General features: G+C 52.6%; 13 protein-coding genes. 1 reads left to right on the top strand and 12 read right to left on the bottom strand.

What is annotated here, in order from left to right; all coding sequences use genetic code 11:
• Positions 1-2898: an extracellular solute-binding protein gene (locus ACESLK_RS03895; protein WP_372662511.1), complete on the bottom strand. Its 2898-nt coding sequence runs from the start codon at positions 2896-2898 to the stop codon at positions 1-3.
• Between the two features lie 91 nt (positions 2899-2989).
• Positions 2990-4372: an ABC transporter substrate-binding protein gene (locus tag ACESLK_RS03900; protein ID WP_372662514.1), complete on the bottom strand. Its 1383-nt coding sequence runs from the start codon at positions 4370-4372 to the stop codon at positions 2990-2992.
• 269 nt (positions 4373-4641) lie between these two features.
• On the opposite strand from ACESLK_RS03900, the gene ACESLK_RS03905 reads away from it, so the two are divergent.
• Entirely contained in the window at positions 4642-5397 is a 756-nt protein-coding gene (locus tag ACESLK_RS03905) for a response regulator transcription factor (RefSeq protein WP_372662516.1), read from the top strand.
• 81 nt (positions 5398-5478) lie between these two features.
• Here ACESLK_RS03905 and ACESLK_RS03910 read toward each other — a convergent pair whose 3' ends face one another.
• From ACESLK_RS03910 to ACESLK_RS03955, 10 genes are all read right to left on the bottom strand, one after another.
• Positions 5479-7080 (bottom strand): glycoside hydrolase family 43 protein, encoded by a 1602-nt coding sequence (locus tag ACESLK_RS03910; RefSeq protein ID WP_372662519.1) that lies wholly within the window; start codon positions 7078-7080, stop codon positions 5479-5481.
• Between the two features lie 6 nt (positions 7081-7086).
• A complete protein-coding gene (locus ACESLK_RS03915) occupies positions 7087-8727 on the bottom strand; it encodes a response regulator transcription factor (protein ID WP_372662522.1) in 1641 nt (546 codons plus the stop codon).
• Positions 8720-10468 (bottom strand): sensor histidine kinase, encoded by a 1749-nt coding sequence (locus tag ACESLK_RS03920; protein ID WP_372662525.1) that lies wholly within the window; start codon positions 10466-10468, stop codon positions 8720-8722. Before ACESLK_RS03920 ends, ACESLK_RS03915 begins: the two co-directional genes overlap by 8 nt.
• Positions 10469-10495: 27 nt before the next feature.
• Positions 10496-12181: an extracellular solute-binding protein gene (locus ACESLK_RS03925; RefSeq protein ID WP_372662527.1), complete on the bottom strand. Its 1686-nt coding sequence runs from the start codon at positions 12179-12181 to the stop codon at positions 10496-10498.
• Positions 12182-12338: 157 nt separating this feature from the next.
• On the bottom strand, positions 12339-14609 hold the full coding sequence (locus ACESLK_RS03930; RefSeq protein WP_372662530.1) for an endo-1,4-beta-xylanase: 2271 nt from the start codon (positions 14607-14609) through the stop codon (positions 12339-12341).
• A gap of 60 nt (positions 14610-14669) precedes the next feature.
• The gene (locus ACESLK_RS03935) at positions 14670-15563 is read right to left on the bottom strand and encodes an ABC transporter ATP-binding protein (protein WP_372662533.1); all 894 of its coding nucleotides are present in this window, start codon (positions 15561-15563) and stop codon (positions 14670-14672) included.
• 7 nt (positions 15564-15570) lie between these two features.
• Entirely contained in the window at positions 15571-18441 is a 2871-nt protein-coding gene (locus ACESLK_RS03940; protein ID WP_372662536.1) for an ABC transporter permease, read from the bottom strand.
• 46 nt (positions 18442-18487) lie between these two features.
• The gene (locus ACESLK_RS03945; RefSeq protein ID WP_372662539.1) at positions 18488-19543 is read right to left on the bottom strand and encodes an efflux RND transporter periplasmic adaptor subunit; all 1056 of its coding nucleotides are present in this window, start codon (positions 19541-19543) and stop codon (positions 18488-18490) included.
• Positions 19506-20243, bottom strand: coding sequence for an ABC transporter ATP-binding protein (locus ACESLK_RS03950; RefSeq protein WP_372662542.1), 738 nt, complete (start codon positions 20241-20243; stop codon positions 19506-19508). The genes ACESLK_RS03945 and ACESLK_RS03950 overlap by 38 nt, the downstream gene beginning before the upstream one ends.
• 259 nt (positions 20244-20502) lie before the next feature.
• A complete protein-coding gene (locus ACESLK_RS03955; RefSeq protein WP_372662545.1) occupies positions 20503-20892 on the bottom strand; it encodes an RNA-dependent RNA polymerase family protein in 390 nt (129 codons plus the stop codon).
• Positions 20893-21094: the final 202 nt, after the last annotated feature.

A 21094-nucleotide genomic window follows, 5' to 3' on the forward strand; every position in this document is an offset into this window, starting at 1 on the left:
CTATTTCGGTAAGTTGAATTCTTTTCGCTTGACCGCGATTTCGTTATTGATGTACAAGATATAATCCGACAACGATTCGCGCGGGTTTTGATTGGCGTTGATAACCTTCCGGAACGCGTTGTCCAGATGCCGGCCGGTGAAATAGCCGCCAGGAACTTGCGGAATTCCCTGAACCCATTGCCATTGGTTTTCCAAATTTTTATAATCTTTAACCGGCCAAGGCAATTCCTGAAGCGATTCGATATTGGCCGTCGGATAACGTGCCGACTCGCCTAGCAGCCCTTCCATCTCGCGTCCGTAAGCGACCTGCGTCTCCTTGTCCGTCCACCATTTCATGAATTCCCATGCCGACTGCTTGTCGTCCGAATTGTCGAGCATCAAGACGGAGGTCGTATGGCTGGCGACATTATGGTTGACCGTGCCGTCTTCCATCTCCGTGCCGGGAACCATTGTAAAGTCCCACAAGCCTTTGATTTCCGGCGCCATGACCGTCAGCATGTTATAAGTCGTGTAATCCGCAATGCCGATCGGCATCTCCCCTGTCCGGAATCGGTTTGGGAAGTCCGCTATCACCGGGAACTTATAATTGGTGTAAAATTGCGTCCATTTCTTGAACACTTCCATGGACATGTCGGAATCGAGCGCGCTCTTCTTGCTGTCGTCCGTGTAGAATTGCCCTCCGTTCTGATAGAGCAGCATAGAGAACGTTGCATTCGGAACGAGCGTCGCGTTGTTCGTCGGATTCTCGAGCGGCAACCAAAAATCCATGTTGTGCTTTTGCAGAACGGGGATCATGTTATAGACGTCCTGCCAAGTTTCCGGAGGCTCCAAATTCAATTCCTTGAGTATATCCTTGCGATAGAACAGCATCGGGAACGTTTGCTGCTCAGGCAGAGCGTAGATGCCCCCATTGTATTTGTATGGTTCCAGCGCGCTATCCCGGAACCGCGCGGCGACTTCCTTGAAATCAGGGAAAACGGACAAATCGGCCGCGGATTTACGCATCGCGTAGTTGACGGGCACGTCTTCCCCGATCTGCATCGCGACGTCCGGGCCTTCGCCGGCGAGCGTCGCGGGAAGCAATATATTGCCCGGAACAAGCTTGAGATGCACCGAAATGTTCGTCTCCGGCGTGAAGGTTTCGTCTATTAAGCCTTTAAGTACTTGCGCCTGGTCTCGTCCCGTCGTAATCCAGACGTTGACCGAACGGTCGCTGTCTCCGATATTGCCGATGCTGTCGTAGTCTTCGGTATACGACGCGACGAAGGCGCCGAGCTCGTGCCCCGCCGTATCCAAGAATGACGCTTCCGCCTTCGGAACTTCCCGGTCGGGCGAAGAAACGACAAGGTAGTCGAGCTTAAGCGGCTGCTCCCTGACGGTCAGGATCCATGTGCCAAGACCGCCGATGTTGATTTTTAACGAACCGAGGCGTTTGGCAACCGTCTCCGGTTCGTCGGCCATCTCTTTTAGCTGGCGAACCAACGTGTGAAGAACGGCGACTTTATCGCTCCGCTCCCCAGTCGCTTGTTCCAAATAATCGGCAACGCTTTGAATCGTTTTAGCTTGCTTCTTGAACACGTCTACCATGCTGGGAATCCGTTTCTCCAGTTGGTAATCTCGATACGTATCAGGCGTGTTCGATGTAATGATCAAGATCTTGCGGTACATCTCGTTGAGCTCCAGCACGCTCGATTCGATCGTCTGAAGCAATGGAGCGATATCGCCCAGCGTATTCGTAATACGAATGACATGCTTACCTTTCGTCAAATGGAACAAATAAGGCTCATCGCCGCCCAGTACGTCCATTTGCCAATCCATGCTGAAATCGAAACGAATCCGCTTCATTTCATTGAACGGGTATTCGCCGTCGATCATCAGGCTTCGCGTGGCGTAAATGCCCCGAAGCTGATCCTGCTTCCGCTTTAAGGCGATTTGATACAAGCCGTCTTCCTTCACGTCGACTTCCCACTCGATCCATTGACCGGGCAGCTTCCAGTTGGTTCCTCCGATCGAATTGATTCTGATCTTCGAATCGTTCTGCGGCATGACCGTTGCGCTCGATCGGTCCGAGACCGGATATAGCGTCGGGGAAGACTTCAAGACGGCGTCCTCCGCCTGAACGAGAAGGAATTGATCCTTGCCGGCTCCGATGCCCGCGGCTTCGTATTCACTCTTCGTCTCGGCATAAGTCTTTACGCTTTCATCCTGATACAACTCGATATAATCAATGGCCATAGGCTCTCTAAGCGCCGTCAGCGTAAGGGTTTGAATCCCCTTGCCGAAGTTGAACAGGTACGGTTCGTCGTAATATCCGTCGCTGTCCGCGAACGCTGTGAGCCGCCATGCTGGTTTCTCTACTTGTCTCGGCCGCAGATCGTTGCCCCGGTCGTCCCGTTTGATTTCCGCGTCCCGATTGCCCCAAAGCCGTTTGAAAAAAATGATTTCGGCGCCCTTGAAGGGCACTTCCTGATTGATGGAGAACTCCCTCTCGATTGACGCGCTTTTGCCTTTGATCGGATAATAGTGGATTCTAACGTTGTACAAGCCAGGGTTATCGATATTAACATCCCAACTGATCGATCCCGTATCCGGCGTAATCACGGCTTTTCCATCCAAGCCTTGGTACTGATCCGCGACCTCGAATCCTTCCCCATCAGTCTTAGAGTATCTTTCACCCTCAATTCGAATAACTTGGTCAGGCCGCTCTGCAGTCGAGGCGTTATTCAAATAGGCATCATACCCATCCTGTGCTTCCGAATCGGTAACCGCAACGAAATCAGGCATATCCTGAATGCGTCCGATACCCGCGCGATCCGAAGGGTAGAACGCCCAAACGCATAAAAAAAAGATGACCAGCACGAGAATGATCGTTCCGTATTTCTTCTTCAAAATCTTCAACGCTACTCCCCTCCTGCGGCAAGAGATCGAAATTCAATAATAGTCCCCATTATAGAAAGGATCTAAATGGGGACTATTAGCTGCTTATAGATTATTTCTTGTAAATCGCGTCAATTGCCGCTTGTGCAGGCGCCTTATACTTCTCGATTACAGTCGATACCGATTCTCCGTTAAGAAGATCGCCGCTGATTGGATAATACGGGAAATCCGGAAACGTGAAGTGTTCAAGAACGAGCAAGCCTGCAGCGGACAACTTCGCATTATTAATATCTTCTTCTGTGGACAGATTTTGTTCATAACCTGCCTGGCCTTGATAATCATAGATGGAATCAATATCGTTGAATTTCTCCCAAATATACAGGAGCTTATCCGGATCCTTGATGGCTTTCGGAATCGACAATGCCTGGTACATGCCTTCCAAGGAATGGTAGGTATCCGCGCTCGGTCCTTTCGGGAATGGAACGAAGCCGATGTCGTAATCTTTCATGTCCGTCTTCAATCCGCCGATTTCCCACATTGCGCCAGTATACATCAGCGTGTTGCCTTGACGGAAAAATTGACCAGGCTCCGTCCAGTCTCCGCCTTCCGTCGGTCTCGCCGCCTTCTCGGTTGCGATTCGTGATACGAAGTTAAGCGCCTCGACCGTTTTCGGATCGTCCAACGTCTGCTTGTCTCCGATTGTAAGAGCAGCGCCGTTGGAGTACAGTGCCGGATCCATCAGGCCTGGGTTTGCGAGACCCCAAGTATCCAGCTTGCCGTCGTTATTCGTATCTTTGTTCGCGTCTTTGGCGACTTGAATGAGCGTATCCCAATTCCACGTTTCTTCGTTCACATAATCTTGCAGCGGCTTAATGCCGAGCTGATTCATAAGCGTACGGTTGTAGAAGATACCTTGCGCCAGGTTTTCACGAGCCTCCGAGAACAAGTAGCTTCTTCCGTTGAACATACCCCATTTGTTGGTCGCGTCTTGATCGAACGCGTTAGCGTTCTTCGTATACTCATCTACCTGCCACAGCAAATCCTGCTGCACCAGCGATGGAATCGAGTAGTTTCTGCCCACTCTGACGATATCGCCGATCGGCTGTCCTGCGAGAAGGGATGCCGTCACCTTCTCTTGATATTCGCCGAAGTCGACGCTAACGAACTCCATTGTGAAGTTATGCTTCTTCTGCAGCTCTTCCAGGTTTTTCTTCTTCGCAATTTCGTCCGGATTTCTCTCTTGCGGCGTCATATCCCACCACGATACAACTTTGATCACTCTGCCGCCCAAGTCGAAATCCATGTCCGGCGTTCCTTGATCGACCTCTACCGAAGCGGAAGCGATCGCGGATGCGGACGGCTCGGCCGCAGCCGAGCTGCTTGGCGCATCACTCGGGCTTGCACTGCTGTTATTGCTGTTGTTACCGCCGCAAGCAGCCAATGCACCGACCATCAACAAACTGACTAACACTGTCGAAAACTTCTTATTACGCATCTTATTCCCCCCTAAAATTGGATTACACCGAAAAGTGTAACGCTTACATTTTGGAGCCACAACCTGCCGTTATTCAGATGTTTCACCCGTTGATTTATAGGTTTTGACACCGCTTTCAATCACTTTGTTGAAGAGGTAAACAAATGCACCCTTACCTAAAGAGATGCACATTGTCGTTCCTCCTGCCGCCGAACATAATGAAAGCGCAGTCATTTGCGCGGGCAGGTCTACATCCATAGCTGACAATTTTTGAAGGGGAGGTTCTTCGCGTGTATAAGGTGTTGCTCGTAGATCCGAATGTCCAATCGAGAGAACATACACTTCGCATGCTCGACTGGAGCCAATCGGGCTTTGTCATCCAGGACTTTGCCGATAATTCCGCCGACGCCCTTACATTCATCGACAAGCAGAAGTTCTCCCTTATACTCCTAAATATTAAGCGCTTACAATCTGACGGACTTCAGCTCTGCGGCCTGATACGGCAAATCAGCCGCGTGCCGATCATTCTCATCGGCGGTGATCATGATTTCAACCTGGCGCGGCAAGCTTTGACCTATCAGGTAAGCGATTACTTGGCGGACCCTGCTCTCCCAGACGATCTAGCCGCAAGCCTGCAGTCGGTGAAATGGGAGCTTGACGGCAAGACGCTGCAGGATGCGTTCATTCTCCCAGCCTTGAAAAGAAAGCGCCGTTCACAATCTTCGATTATTGACGTGGTTAAAAAATACGTGAAGGAGGAACTGCACCGGAACGTATCACTCAAAAAAATATCGGACGAATTGCACTTTAACTGCGCGTACTTGGGCCAGAAATTCAAGAGCGAAGAAAACATGACCTTCAACGAATATTTGCTGCAGCAACGGATGGAGAAAGCGAAACGCCTGCTCGAACAGACGGACATGAGAATTTATGAAATCGCGGGTGAAGTCGGATATACGGAAATCGATTGGTTCTATAAGAAGTTCAAGGAATATACGGGAGCGAGCGCGAACGAATATCGGAAGCAAATCTTGGTTACGGCGTAATTCATATATAAACAGCGAGCGCTCTCGGTATCGAAACCGAGAGCGCTCGTTATTTTTATTGCGTTCTTTTGCCTATGTCCTCTATTCGCTGAACTTCCACCCGCTTAGCTTGAGCAGCTTCTGGCCGGACTTTCCTCTAAAGACAAAGTACAAGTCGTGAACGCCGTCGGCCCCCGACACTTCCGTCGTCAGCTCGGTCCATTGTTCTCCCATTACCTTGGACGCGGTGAGTGATCCAATCAGCTTGCCGTCCGGCGCGTCCAGACGAAGCTCGATAACTGCAGACTCGCTTGCGCCGGATACCTCCGCGGTGAACGAGGAAGCCCTTTTGCCGCCGAAATCGACCTTCGACAAAGCGATCCAATCCGCATCATCGATATCGGTGACAACCATCTCCTGCGTTCCGTCAGCACGTGTCTCCGTCGCGACGCCGGCGCTCCACGCAATCGTTGCGCTTGCAACGCGGGCATAAGGATTCAGCGGCTTGAGCTGCGGCACGCCCTCGTAATCCGCCTGAATCTCTTGGATGGAACCGTCATCCTTGAAGAACACCTGGTTCAAATGCGTGGAACGATAGCCCTTCGGTACGCCCATCGCTTTGGACAACGTCTGCGCGTGGTAAGCGATATACCAATCGCCGTTGAACTGGAATATCACATGATGGTTATTGCCGCCAACGCCAAAGAAGTGTCCAGGATTTTTCAGAATCGTGCCCTGGTACGTCCACGGTCCCATCGGACTATCGCTCGTCATGTACGCAATTTCCCCGGTCGGCGGGCTTCCTTCCGGACGGGCTCCGCCATAGAAGTTGGAGCAGTACGTATAGTAATAAGTGCCGTTATATTTGTTCATGCCGGCATCCTCGAACATGAAAGGCGCAGGAATCGTCTTCGCTTCACCTAGAACGCTGGTCATATCCGGGCCCAATTCCATCACGCGCGCGGTATCTGGCATTTCGTCTTTCCCTTTCGGAATACCGCCCCCGAAGTAGATATACGCCTTGCCGTCGTCGTCTACGAACACCGCAGGGTCGAACAGCCAGGTAACGTCCTCGACGCCCGGAGTCGATCGCAAGATTAACGCTTTGCCGATCGGATCGACCCAAGGTCCGGTCGGACTGTCGCTCTCGAGCACGCCGATCCCGCTCGCGTTGTTGGCGAAATACAGGAAGAACTTGTCTTTGCCGTCGATCACTTTGTGGGTGGCCGCAGGCGCCCACGATTGCGTCGCCCATTTGGCCGCGCCTTGCGGACCGGCAACCGGAATTTCCCCATGGTCGGTCCAGTTGACCAGGTCATCCGAGGAGATGACCGATATTTTGTTGATGTTGCCGTACGTATTGTCTTTCACGTTGCCGTCCGCATCGTATTCCAGGACATCGTTCGTCATATACAGATAGACGCGGTCCCCATAGACGAGCGCGTACGGATCGGCGCCGAACTTATGCGATACGAGGGGGTTTCCGTTAGGCGGAAGCTTGCCTACCGCTGTTGCGGGCGGCGTGGTAACGGCTTCGCTCGCTTCAGCGGTAACGGTTGGATTGTCGGTGTTCTCGAAATGGTTCATTGTAATCTCCTCCTTATTTGTTTGCGACCTTTCCGGATTGCTTTGGAATTGGATGATCGCCGCCAGACAAACGAGAACGGAAGCTAGGACGAGCAGAAGCTTCTTTCCGCTAAGCATGATCGGTCACCCTCCTCTAGCGATCGGGATCGTATCCTTATACTCTTGGGGAGTCATTCCCGTCTCCTTTTTGAAGAAGCGCGTGAAAGAATGGGCTGCATCGTATCCGACGGCAGCCGCTACCTCCCTGACTTTGAGTTCTCCTTCTCGCAGAAGCTCCATCGCTTTCCGGATCCGGCTTTGATCGATGTATTCGGACAAGTTGATGCCCCGCTCCTGTTTGAAAAATCGGGATAGATAGGTCGGGTTGAAATAGTTGATCTCCGCTAGCCGAACCAAGGACAGATCTTCTCCCACATTCTCATGAATGTAATGGCAGATTTGATCGATAACACGCGAAGCCCTTTCACGCTCGTCGAGCCGCTTCATCCTGAAGATGTCGTCCGCGATGTGCGACAAATATTGAAAGCCGATCTTCATCGACGAATGGTCATCCAGGCGCATCAGTTTGCCGTAATCGCCAATCTGGCGATGCAGCCCCCAACGATTGATATAGGAGAGCAGCACGAGCGCGATCGAATAATACGCCTCGATCGTCAACTGGACGTTGGGGCTCGGATGGAACAGGCTTGCCGACAATTCCTCCAGGCATTCATAGAACTTCTCTTTCCGGTCCGCATCAAGATGCGCCGCCAAAATCTCCACTTTCCGGCCGATCCGATACTCTTCCTTCATTTCGGAGGAATCGGGCAAATCGGTACGGTCCGTTATGATGACCGAGATCCCGTCGCTGACCTTCAGTTGTTGCAGCTGGCGAAGCTGTTCGTATTGCGACGTAATCGTTTCCCAAGTGCAGGAGGAGCCGCTTACGGTGAACGCCATTGTCAGACCCAGCGATTCCAAGCAGGTCTCCTGAATCAGCTCCAGCGTTCCTTCCAAATAACGAATCAAGCGGTTGTCGAACTTCTCCTCTGCCTGCTGGGAAGGCTGAAGAAACCAAAGCATGTCTCCGTGCTTGTCCATGATGCTTATCTGGCGGGTTTGTTCGGATAAATACGAGCTCCAGATCATGCGGGAGGAAGTCTGCATCTGGCTTCTCTCGGAATAGGAACAGTCCGCGGGATACGATAAGCGTCCGAGGACCAGCACGACGGGAGCGACCGGATCCAAATCGATGTTCAGTTCGCGGAATTCATCGGCCAGCGCCTCTTGATCCTGGCAAAGCACGTGACTCTCTTGAAGCAGATGCCTTAAATAATCTCCTTGTGCCATCAGCTCGAGGACGAGCTTCTGTTCGCGGGACTGGAGGGCGAGCTCGCTCATTTGGTTGCCGCGCGTGATCTCGTCTATGACTTCCCGCACTGTTTGCGTCACTTTATCGTAGCCTTCCGTTTTCAGCACGTACCTGACGTCGGGCATTTGAATGGCTTTATAGGCATAATCGAACTCGCTGAATCCGGTAAGGAAGACGACTTTGCACCTCGGCCAGTAGGCTTGGATCTCTTCGGTTAATTCCAGCCCGCTCATACCGGGCATGCGAATGTCGGTCAGTACGATATCGAAGCGGGTACGCGACATCCAATGCAGCGCTTCTTTGCCGGAATAGGCCTTGCATACGTCCAGCCGGTCCGGCATGAGCTTTGCGAACACTTCGTAGAGACTATCCGTGATAATCTCTTCATCGTCGACAATTAACAGCCTATACAATGCCCTCTTCCTCCCCTAGCTTAATTCGTACCCTCACCTGGAGGCCGTTCATCTCGCTTCTGGACAGAAACAGTCCGCTGCCCTCCCCGTAGATCAGGTGAATTCGTCGATGAATGTTGATTATGCCCGTCATTTCGTGGGATTCGTTCGGATTGGCCAACCGTTCGTTTAACGCTTCGATCTCGGCATCGCTGATGCCGCCCCCGTTGTCCTCGACGATGATTCGGGCTTCCGCGGAATCCCGCTCGAACGTCAAGCGAAGCTTCCCTTCGTCCGACATCTTCTCGAGGCTATGTTCGTAGGCGTTCTCGATCAGAGGCTGAATGATCAATCTTGGGACGCGGATCGCTTCCATATCCTCCGGCAATTCGTCGAATTGAATGCGGATTCGCCTGGAGAATCGAAGCTTCTGAATTTCGGTATACATGCGCGAGTGCTTAATTTCTTCCGCCAGCTTCACGTTGTCTTCGCCGTTGCGCGTGATGAATCGGAAATACTCGCCGAGCATGTTGGTGAACTGTTCAATTCTTTCCACATCGCCGGTTTTGGCCAAGGAATTCAGGATGAAAAAGCTGTTGTACAGAAAATGCGGGTTAATCTGGGATTGCAGCTGCTTCAGCTCCGCTTTTTGCATCATCAGCTTTTGCTTGAAATCCTGATCGATGAGCACTTGCAGCTTCCGGAGCATATGGTTGAACCGATCATAGAGATAGCCGAATTCATCCTTCTTCTCGTGCTCGATCTGAATGTCCAAAGCGCCGCCCTCCATTCTCCGAAAGCTCTGTATAAGAAGCAATAAAGGCTTGTGAACAAAGCGGTACGTCAGCAACAAATAGATGACAATGGCGCATAGAGCCGTTAAGGCGAACAGCCATGCCCAGGTTACGAATTTTTTTAACGGCCTTTTGACCGCTTCCTCCGGCAAATAGGTCGCGACAGTCAGCCCCAATTCGTTGGAATGCACCTGATCGATGTGATATTTCTGGCCGTCCAGCGTCAACAAAGACATACCCCCGCCCGTCTCCTTCGCCGCTTCGATGTAGCTTTTCAACATCCGTTCCGGTTCCGCGTCGCTCCCTAGCGTGAATCCCGACTTTTCCGACAGCAGGAACGACCGACTTTCCGGATATATATTGACTTGCTTGAGCGAATCCTTCAGCTTCTGCGTATCCAATTCGATCTGTACGATGAACAGCGGCTCCTCGCCTCTCTTCCCGCTTTGCTTGGAGGCGCTGAGGTGAAGCGCGTTGTAACGATTGATGAGCCGGTTTTCCTTCTGATAGACAATCGAACGAAATAAGTTGAACCTATCGCTTTCGAACTCGTGCACGGAGTTGCCGGCGGAGACGGATTTGCCTATGGAACGTATATGAACGTTAATATCTTTGATATAGGGACTGCTATTCTTGAAGGTCGCCAGCCGATGCACCAAGTCATTTAAGCTCGCCCTTCTTTTGACGTTATCCATCATGTCCCACGTCACGGCGAGTTTGTTCAGATCGCTGTCATCCAGCAGATCGAACTGCTGAATTTCCATCCATTCGATTTCGCGGTTCAAGTCCCCGAGATAATCCGACAGCTGCGCCAAAGTCGCTCTCGACAGATCTTGACTGGCGTTCTTATAGCTCCAGTTATACAAGTACATGCCCAGTAACAAGACGGGGAGAATAACGATCAGATAAGTAACGACCAGTCTGACGAAGATGGTCTTGCGAAACGAACTAGCGGGAAATTTAAGCAAGTTGACTCCTCCGTTGCGACGTACCCGTTAATTGGCGCTGTCCCTCTTCGAATACCATTCGTTCACTTCGGCCGTAATCATGTCTCCGCCAAGACGGCGCCATTCGTCTACGAATTGGTCGAATTCGTCGACGGAATGTCCAAGGATAATATTGATATACGTCTCGTTAAGCAGATCATTTAGAATCGACTGCTTCTCGATCATCGTCTCCGTTTGGCCTCCGACGAAGCTCTCATACAGCAGCTGGTTATTTTTCTCGTATTGCTCGAGTATCGCATAGGCGCCCGACGGACCGTAAGTCCGTTCCCAGCCCCATCCCAATTCTGTATTTCCGGTTCCCGACAAATAATTATCGATGTTCTTCTGAATCGCTTTGGCTTCAGCTTTTAACCCTGACGTATCGCCGGATCGGCGGGCTTCTTCAAGCTGCCGGAACGCCTCCTGGTTTTTCTTCGCCGGAAACGGCGTTACCGGAGACAGCTGCCATGCGGGGAATGGGGTGCTGTAGTAGGTTTCGTACTCAGCCGTTGCTCCCCAGTTTTTCTCCAGGTGTAAGTTAAATAGCTTCACGATCGCTTCGGGATGCGGATAATCTTTCCTTACGGCGTAAAACTGGTTCGTGGTAAATGTCAAAAGCACTTTTGCCGGTTCGCCTGTTGCTGACACGATCGGAAAAGCCTGCCACTCTGCGTTGGGATCTTGCTCGCGGCTCGATTGAACCCAGAATGAACTCCATTGCTGCCCGTATACGATTCCAATTTTTCCGTCGCCCACTCTTTTTTTAACCTTGATTCCTTCCATGATGGCGAATTCGTTATCGATTTGACCGCTGCGATATAAGTCCTGAAGTGCTTTTAAAGCCGTTTTGACCTCAGGCTGAATCCCTCCATACGCAAGCTTGCCGGAAGCGTCCTTAAACCAGAAATTCGGATATGCCCCATAGCCCGCCATGAATCCCGACACTCCTGCCACGGGATCCCACAGATAGCTCGTGACTGCTAGGCCGTTCGTATCCTTTTTCCCGTTCCGATCCGGATCCTTTTCTGTAAACGCTTTCGAAATCGTCAACAAATCGTTCATCGTTTGCGGAGGTTTAAGACCGAGGGTATCGAGCCAATCGGTTCGAATCCATATATATTCGGCACCCTCGATTGACGAGGAAGCACCCGGTATTCCCATCAATATGCCGTCGATCGTCGCCGCTTCTAATGGCCCCGTTCCCTCCTGGCTCAGAATTTCCTTCGTGAACGCAGAGGCGTATTCGTTGTAGGCGGCGGATAAATCTTGAATCAGCCCGGCATTGCTAAGCTGCCTCAATTGCTGAGCGTTCACTCTCACGACATCGGGAATATCGCCGGAAGCAAGCGACACCCCTAGCTTTTGACGGAACAAGTCCCCTTTGGCAAGCCAATCGTACTTGATCCTAATGCCGAGTACCTGTTCATAGAGCCGGCTCCACCGGTTATCCTCCAACGTCTCGCCCGGAAACGATCTAAGCAGATTATCCAAATCGTCGCCGTTTTCCCTTACGAACGTGAGTTCAACCGGCGGCTCATACTTGCTCAACGATGGATCTTGATACGAGATTTCATGCACGGGCGGGTCCGATTTGGGTTGATCGTTCGCGCTGCCGTCTTGAAAACATGACGAAAGAAGGGTCAACGACGATAAGGCGGTTAGTATAAGCTTGACCTTGGATTTAACCTTGTTCATGATTGCCCCCCGTGACTCGTACCAGCATTGGGACGGAACATTCCGATGACAGACGTATCTAATTATCCAATGTGCCTATCAGGAATACAAGGAGCAATTCTTGATTTTGTTACCCAACCTTTACCGAAAGTTAATAGAGTCCACCATTCCTCTTATCCTACTTCAACTTAAGCCCCCCGAAGTCGGAAGTATTCTGATACGATTGTCCGGACGTATCGCTCCAGATCGCGACGCTGTCGCGCACGCCGTCGCCGTCCTCGTCGTTGTTGACCTGCACGTCGAAGCCGATCATATCACCTGCTTTCGGCGGCGTGCCGGGCCAAGCGATGGAGGCCTCCACGATGTATCCGGTGTCCGTGCGTTTCACGGCGGATACAAGATTCCCCTTCAACAACTCCGGATTAACGGACGGCTCGTTATCGAAGTTGATGCGATATTGTCCGTCGTCCGGCTCGTAAGCCGTTGTCTTGGCATTGTTCGTGTCGATGAAAATTTCGACGGAATCCTGCTCCCACGCGTTTGCGCTCTTATTCGTCAGCTTCGAGTCCGTAACGACCGCCAGCACGTACAGATGGCCTTCGTCCCATAGCGTTCTGACCCGGGCGGTCGAGCCGCTTATGCCAGTGACCCAGCGATCGGTCGTAAGCTCATGCGTGCCGTTCCAAGCCGTCTCCCTCTCGCCGTCGATGACCGGCGTTCCTTGCTTGGCCGCAGTCACTAGCTTCGTTGCGGCCACGACCGGCAAATTCTCCTCCGGCACCTTGCTCGGATCGACGAGCGCCCAGTACGCGTATTTCGCCTGAAGCCGTTCGTCGAACAGCAGCGGCCAGTTGTTGCGCTTAACGGGGAAAGAGCGAAGCCACGTGTTCAAGTCGTCTTTGCCCCAGAAAATAACGGCGCTGAGTTGATCTTTATGTTTCTTGAAGACGTCGAAAATTTCCTTGTACCGGTACGCCTGTCTGATTTGCAAGTGTTCCGGGAACGTATCGTAGGCATCGGTGTCTTTCGTATAGATGCTCATGTCCATCTCCGTAATTTGCTGGTCGATACCAAGATCCGTGAAAGCTTGAATCATTTGATCCAGCTCGAGTACGGAAGGATATTGGATCCCGATATGCGTCTGATGGCCGATGCCGTCTACTGGAACTCCCTTAGCTTTCAGGCGCTTGATCATGTCGTGCAAATACTGACGTTTGTACGGCATATTCGTGTTGTAATCGTTAATGAACAGCTTGGCGTCCGGGTCCGCTTCATGAGCGTATTCGAAAGCTTTCTCAATGAATTCCTCGCCGGCGATTTGGTACCACAGGCTGTTGCGAAGCCCGTTCGGCTGCTTATCTCCGGGCTCGATGACCTCGTTCACGACGTCCCAGGCGTATACTTTGCCTTTATACCGGCCGACTACCGTCTCGATATGCTTCTTCATCCGCTGGAACAGCACTTCCTTGCTTACGAGGTTCCCTTTGTCATCATGGAACACCCAATTCGGTGTCTGGCTGTGCCAGATCAGCGTGTGACCGCGGAAGGCTATGCCATTGGCCATAGCAAAATCCACGATCTGATCCGCCCGCGAAAAGTTGAATTGCCCTTCCCGCGGCTCGGTAGCGTCCCACTTCAATTCATTGCCGGCCGTGAGGCTGTTGAAGTGCTTCTTGAGCAACTGTGCATCCGGTCCATCCGGATCGTAGATCTCGTTCACGAGCAGGGCGGATCCCAGCATGAAGTCGTCTTTGAATACATCCTTGAGCGCCGGTATATCCTGCTGGACTTCAATTTTTTGCGGCTCCTGATTGCGCTCGATCTGAAAATCATCCACGTAAAAATCGAGCGTCGGATTCGCGGACGATTCGAAGTATACCGCCAGCTTCTCAACCTCGAAGAGGACCTCGTATTTAGCCGTAAGCTTCACCCATTTGCCTGCGGTAATCGTATCCGAAGCGACGAACTCGTAGGTATCTTTGCCTTTCGTCGTACGGTGGACCGTCATCGACACGGAGGAATCGGGTATTCCGGCAGGAAGCTTGAGCCAGGCCGTAAGCATATACGTTGTACCTTTCTCCATTAACGGCGTCACATCAAGCTGCGGACCGTTCCAGCTCTCTTTTCTCCCGGTGACCTGCAATCCGTACTTGCCCGAATGAACCGCCTCTGCAGCCGCTGTCAAAACTTCAGTGCCGCCGCGACCAATCCAGCCTTGTACCGTGCCGTCCTCGAAGTCCGTGGCGATCCTTCCGGCCGATCGAACAGCCGCCGGCTCTCCGTCAGCTTCCTTAACGGCAATCTGGGTCGCCGCGCTCTCGGATTGGGGGGAGTTAGACGCCGATTCTGTGTCGTTCTTCTCCGGCAGCAAGCGGAATAGTAAGTACGTTAGCAAGATCGTTGCGGTCAATCCTAAACCTAAGTAGAGTTTAAGCCGATTCGGTTTCATGAATCCACCTCATCCTTTAATGTTAGAGACTCTCCGTCCCACATCCGGTCAGCGAGAGCGTCAGCCCGTCTTCTTCTCATCCGGCGGATAGAGGATGATTCTTCCATCATCCTTCTCCACCCGAACTTTGTTGCTTCCTTTGAAGCCTTCTCCGTCGAGGTAGCCTGCCGGAATTTGCAGCCGGCCGGCTTTGTCGACGACTGCATACTCAATATGGCTTTCCGGCTCGTTATCCGCGCCCTCCGCTTCCAGCTGCGCCAGTTCCTCGGCATAGGATACGCGGCGGATCATTTCCGCCGACGTCTTTCCGTCTCGGATTTGGACAACGCGGTCCACCTTGCGGGCCAAGAGCGGGTCATGCGTAACGATGACGATCGTTATGCCCATCGTCCGGTTTAATGTCCGAAACAGATCCAGCACTTGATTGGATGTTTTCGTATCCAAGGAGCCGGTCGGCTCATCAGCCAACAGCAGCTGCGGCTCGTTCGCCAGCGCGATGGCGATGGCCACGCGCTGTTGTTCGCCGCCTGACAGCTCGCTAAGCTTGTTTTTCATTCTATGGCCAAGACCTACCGCTTCAAGGAGCTCCATTGCCCGCAGCCTGCGGCGTTTGCCGCGAAGCAGAATGGGCAGTTCTACATTTTCCAAAGCGGTTAAGTACGGAATCAGATTGCGCGCGTTGCTTTGCCATACGAACCCGACCGTGTCCCGCTTATACTTTACCAGATCCCTCTCGCCGAACGTGAGTAAATCACTGCCGTCCACGAGCAGCTTGCCTGCGGACGGCTTATCAAGGCCGCCAAGCATATTGAGCAGCGTCGATTTGCCGCTTCCGGAATTGCCGATAATCGCCATCAGCTCGCCGTCCGCGACTTGCAAATCCAACCCTTGAAGGGCGACGACCTCGAGGTCGGCCGTCTTATAAATTTTGACGAGTCCATCGCATTGAATCATAGGTAGGTTACTCCTCTCCCAGCTTCAGCGCCTGCGCAATTCGGATCCGCGAGAGGCGGTAGCCGAGAATGAGCAATCCGATCGTCAGCATAATGCCGACTATGCTGTACAGCTGCACGTAATCGCTAAGCTGTCTCACAATATCGAACGGCGGCACCTGATCCTGCGTCGAGAAGGACATTTCGAATAGAGGAACGAACATCTCGCTGATCAGATTGCCGATCATTACACCGATCACGACAGCAGCGCCAGAAGTGAGCAATTGCTCGCTGATGAGCATGCCAATGATCTGTATGAACGGTATGCCCATCGCACGCAGCACGCCGTATTGCAGCGTCCGTCCGGACAGCGTCAGCACCCAGAAGAGCAGGAAGCCGAAGAAGCTGATCAGCATAGAGATGACGAATCCAAGCGTCATTACACCGTTGATCGCCATCCGGAACGGATCGTTCTTAGACTCGACCAGCTCCTGCTTTGCGTCGCGGAATCCTCTAACCGGCAGCTTTTTCTCCGTCAGCTGCTCATAGATCATCTGGTTAGAGACCCCATCCTTCAGCTTCAGCCACACCTCGTACGGTTCTACTGCCAGCCGGTTCTGAATCGTGGCCAGATGGCCGACGATCAGCTTCGGCTGGTCCGCCTTCTCGTCATTCCCGTCAGAGCCTGACGGGAGCGGATTCCAGCTTGGCCAATAATCGATAATCCCGTAGACGGTGAACTGCGCCTGGTCAAGACCGTCCCAAGAAACTCGGATCGGATCGCCTGGCTTAACCTTCGCCGCATCGGCGAGCGAGCGCGAGATGAGCACGGCCTTCGGATCGGGCGCAATCAGATTCAAATAGCTGTTGATGTGGTAATCGAGCAATCTGTTCTTCATCCAGGCCGTTTGGCCGAAAGCCTTCGTACCGATTCCGAACAACGTCGTGCCGCCGGACGTACTACCTGCACTGAATCGAGCTTTTTCCTTCTTGAACACCTTGGCGGCCGTTTCTACCCCTTCCAGCTTCTGGTAAGGCTCGAACGGCGGCTCCGTGTACTGGACTCTCTTCGCTGCTGTAGTTCCCGCCGTATCTGTCTGATTCGGTTGCCCTTGATAGGTCGACGGCAAAGGCGCATCGTTCCCCCACTTTGTCGTCAGCGCAATATCTCCGCCCACGGCGTACTTGATTTTGCTCTCCATATTGTCGTTGATCGTTCTTGCAGCATTCGCGCTGAAAAGGCCGGTCGCGACGGTCATGATCAGGAACACCTTAATGGTCAAATATTGTCCTGAGGAACGGCTGATTTGAATCAAGGTGTGGTAAAGCGCCGGCGACCACCATCGGCGACCCGCCCAAAAAACAAGGCGGATGAACCATGGATATACCCGCAGCACCAACAATCCGCCTCCGAGCGCGAATAAAGCCGGCATCAGGAACAACAGCGGATCGACCTGCAGAGCGTCGGAGTCAAGCGCCAGCCGTTTCAGATCCGCCTGACGATTGTTGAAGTTATGCAAGAGATACAGAGCCAAGCTGACAAGGATAATATCAAGCCCTGTTTTGTGCCAGAACGACATCTTGGTCAACCGCGCCATCTGCTGCTTCTGGCCGACGATGCTGACCCTTGTGGCCAGAAAAGCCGGGATCAGAATCAGTACGATTGCTCCGCACACCGCGATTGCCGCTACCTTATAGGCACTGCTGGTCAAGCTGACCGGCAACGCCGACCGGTTGACGAACTCCAGGAAGCCGTTCGCGGCGCCAAGCCCCTTCGTGAACTGTACGCCAAGGAACGGTCCAACAGCCAGCGCGCCTAGTCCGAGAAGCAGACTCTCCATCGTATAGGCGGTCATAATCTGCAGACGGCTGGCTCCGCGGCTGCGTAGAACGGAAATATCCGTCTTCTGCCTTTCAATGATAAGGTTGGCGGCCATGTACAAGTAAAAAGCCAGCATCAGCATGACGGGACAATAGAGAGAAAGCAGCATAACGTCAAGCTTGCTCTGCTTTCCTTGGAAGGAAATAATGGTCATGCTCGATGGGATGTCGAACTCGGCAACGCCGACCCGCCCTTTAAAGTAGCGGCGGATGTCTTTGTCGGCCTGGATATATCGGTCAACGCTGCCGACCTTCATCTGCTCGTAGTTCAAGGCGTAACGCCATTCCATTTCGGCTACTCTCGTCTTGCCGCCTTTCATGAACTCCCGTTCAAACTGCGTGAACGGGATAAGGAAGCCGTCGCTGTCCTCCGTCGTCAAATAAGGCAAATACGGATCGGCCTTCGGATTCGTTCCGATAATTCCGATCGGAATGACGCGGAACTTATCTTGTTTATCGTCTGTCGTTTCCGCGACCAGCTCTTCCCCGAGATCCCGCTTCGCTTTTAACAGAAAGTCCTGCGTAACTAGCGCTTCGAAAATGCCGTCCGAACGGTCCACCGGCATCCGTCCATCGATCAGATGAACGCGCTTTTCCATGTCGGATAGCGATTTGAAGGCGCCTGCCGTTTTCTGCTGCTTCTTCTCCAGCTCTGAAGCGTCAGCGCCGTATACCTTCAATAGCTGCGTGAACCGCTGTTGGTAGAACGACAGCGTCTCCAGCCCCATTCGGTCCGGAATCGACTTTGCGAACTGATCGGCCCGCTCGATCGCCTGCACCGTCTTCTTGTCCATCGTCGACGAAGAATTGGTCGTGTTGACCCGGATGAAGCCCGGATAAACGGCGCTTTCAGTCTGTACCTGTTGAAGCTCTTTAATCAGCGTCCGTTGCATGATGGCATCTGAGTAAAGCGGCATGGAGCTGAACAGAGCCACGCATACGGTAAGCCCGAACCATAGGTTTAGCTGCAGCCATTTGTTATTAGCCATCTTGCGAAGGATCATCGTCCATAAGGCCATACTTACACCTCATCCTTGCTCCCGGCATCCGGGCATCTTAGTTCGGTTAATTGTTCAGGATGACCTGCTGGCCTTCCTTGAGACCTTGAACGATCTCTGCCTGAGTCGGTGTCGTCAGCCCCACCTCGACGTCGACTTCCTTGCGGCGATCCCCGTCTGCGACCTGTACATAGAATCGGCCCATATAAGTACGGACAGCCGAACGCGGCAGGACAATGACATTCTCCCGCTTCTGGAGCTCGATTGTGACATCCGCGACATCGCCGACATGTACGCCTTCGGGCTGGTTATCCATACTTAGAATGATTGTCGTCTCGTTCTTTTCTGCTTTCGCTTTATCATCGGTGATAGGCGCGCTAGATGGAGACTGCAGCACTTGGCCTGTATAGTCCTTGCCCTTATACCTCAAGCTGATTGGCATTCCGACTTCCACTGGAAACAAATCCTTCGCATTACCAGCCGCATACGAAAGCTGCATGCTCGAAGGATCAGCGATCGTGATAATCGATTGGTAGGTGTTGACCCCTTCTCCTGTTTTCAGCGATTCGACGAAAATAACGGTCCCGCTGATCGACGCGTACAGCTGAGCTTGCGAAAGACGGTTCTCCATCGCTCCATACGAAATGTTCTCCCGCTCAAGGTCGATTTCGCGGAGACGCAGATCGGTTTCATTGGCTCCTGACATTTTGGCTTCTTTATATAGCAGCCCCGCTCGCTCCAAATTGAGACTTTGCAGCTTAAACTGCAGATCCAGGTCGCCGGTCTCCAGCTCCGCCAGCAAGTCTCCAGCCTTCACTTGATCGCCCAGTTTAACGTTAATAGACTTCAGTCGCCCGCCGTTACCCTTGAACGAGAGCGTCTCGACTTTTGCGGATACGAAGGTCGCGTTGCCTTTCAGGGACGTTTGAATGTTCCCCTTAGCCACAACCACGGCGTCGAATTGCTCCTGCGCCGGTTGGATAAGCGGCGGCTGCAGCGTCTCCTCGTCGGGGAACAGCGAGCAGCCGGCAAGCGCCAGCGACGCGGCCAGCAAAACGGCAGTACCCGCCGCGCGAGGAATGAGTCTATTCAAGCGGTGCTTCGTTGGTCCTATACAATTCAATTTTTCCATCCTCCAATGCAATTACATGATCAACTAGCTCCATAATGCCTGGGTCGTGCGTCGTCAGCACGACGGTCACGCCGGAACGCTTCACGAGCTCCCGGAAGACTCGCATGACCTGAAGTCCCATACTGCTATCCAGCTCAGCCGTCGGTTCATCCGCGATCAGCAGCTTGGGTTCGTGCACGATCGCACGGGCGATAGCCACGCGTTGTTGCTCGCCCCCGGACAGCTCCGTCGGCCGATGCTTCATCCTCTCCCGCATGCCGACACGCTCCAGCGCCCATTCCACGGTCTCGCGATAACCCTCAACGGACTTACCGGCAATACGCAGTCCGAATTCTACATTCTCGTAGGCGGACATCAGCGGAACGAGGCCGAAAGATTGGAATACGAGACCGATCTCCTTGCGCCTCAGCGCGTTGCGCTCCGCGACGGACATCCCGGTGATCTCTCTGCCCCGGAACACCACCTTGCCTTCCGTCGGCTCGTCAAGCGCGCTGAGAATATTGAGCAGCGTTGTCTTGCCGGAGCCCGATCTGCCCTTGAGCACCACCATCGATCCTTCAGCAATGGCTAAATGGATGTCCGCCAGCGCTGTGACCGCGGCATCGCCTTTGCCGAACACTCGTTTAATGCCTGTCGCCTTTAGAATCGTATCGCCGCTCGCTTCCCCTCGTCTTCCTTGCACTGCGGACACCGCGATCCCTCCATGCCGAGTTTTTATATGCGTTCATTGCGACAAGAAATAGACCTTTCCCAACTTCTTCGTTCCATAGGAAAAACATTAAAGGTTTCATGAGGCAGCAACAACCTGCCGATCGTCTTGTAATTACCCGCTGAGTTATAGGTATCTCATTCTCTATACTAGAGTGATTCATGTACATGCGACTTACAAAAGCATCTTTAGCCCATGTAGATGGCTTAACGATTTCACTTCATATCCAGAGCCACGCCAGTTACTTCGCTAGCTTGGTCATCCATTTGGCACTGTACGGCGTCGCGTAGTAGCTCTTCCAACCTTGTATTCTCAGATTGAGCCATTTCATGTGTTCTTCTAACGAAACGCGCCGCATTTTTGGCGGCGCGTTTCGTTCCTTCACTACTTCCCGAATGTGTTTCTCTACCTTCGTGAAGAGCCATTGTTGAGTCGTGTAATACATGCGATTTTGTCCTGTCTCTGCTCTCGTATTTCGGTGGTGCATGCCGAGGAAGTCAAATCCTTCTTCTCCCGTCCATAACTCCACGATCCGTGTCTTGTCTGGATGCAAGGTCAGTTCCAGACGCTCCATAATCGCCTGAATCAATTTGTAGGCATGAAGAGCATCTTTCCTTATCTTGCACACCACAACAAAGTCGTCTGCATATCGCGTCAGTTCCTTCTTAGGTCGGATCGTCTAACTTGCCCTTTCTCCATCACGCCTGCTCCGAGCCATTGCCGAATAAGCTTGAGTACTCGTCTGTCGCTGATTCGCATTTCACCAGCTTCATGAGTTTCTCTTGGTTAATGTTGGTGTCCGAGGAGCCCCAGCCCCGATGCGTGGATGCGTT

The sequence above is a fragment of the Cohnella sp. genome (assembly GCF_041640265.1).
In the GTDB taxonomy this organism is placed as follows: Bacteria; Bacillota; Bacilli; order Paenibacillales; family Paenibacillaceae; genus Cohnella.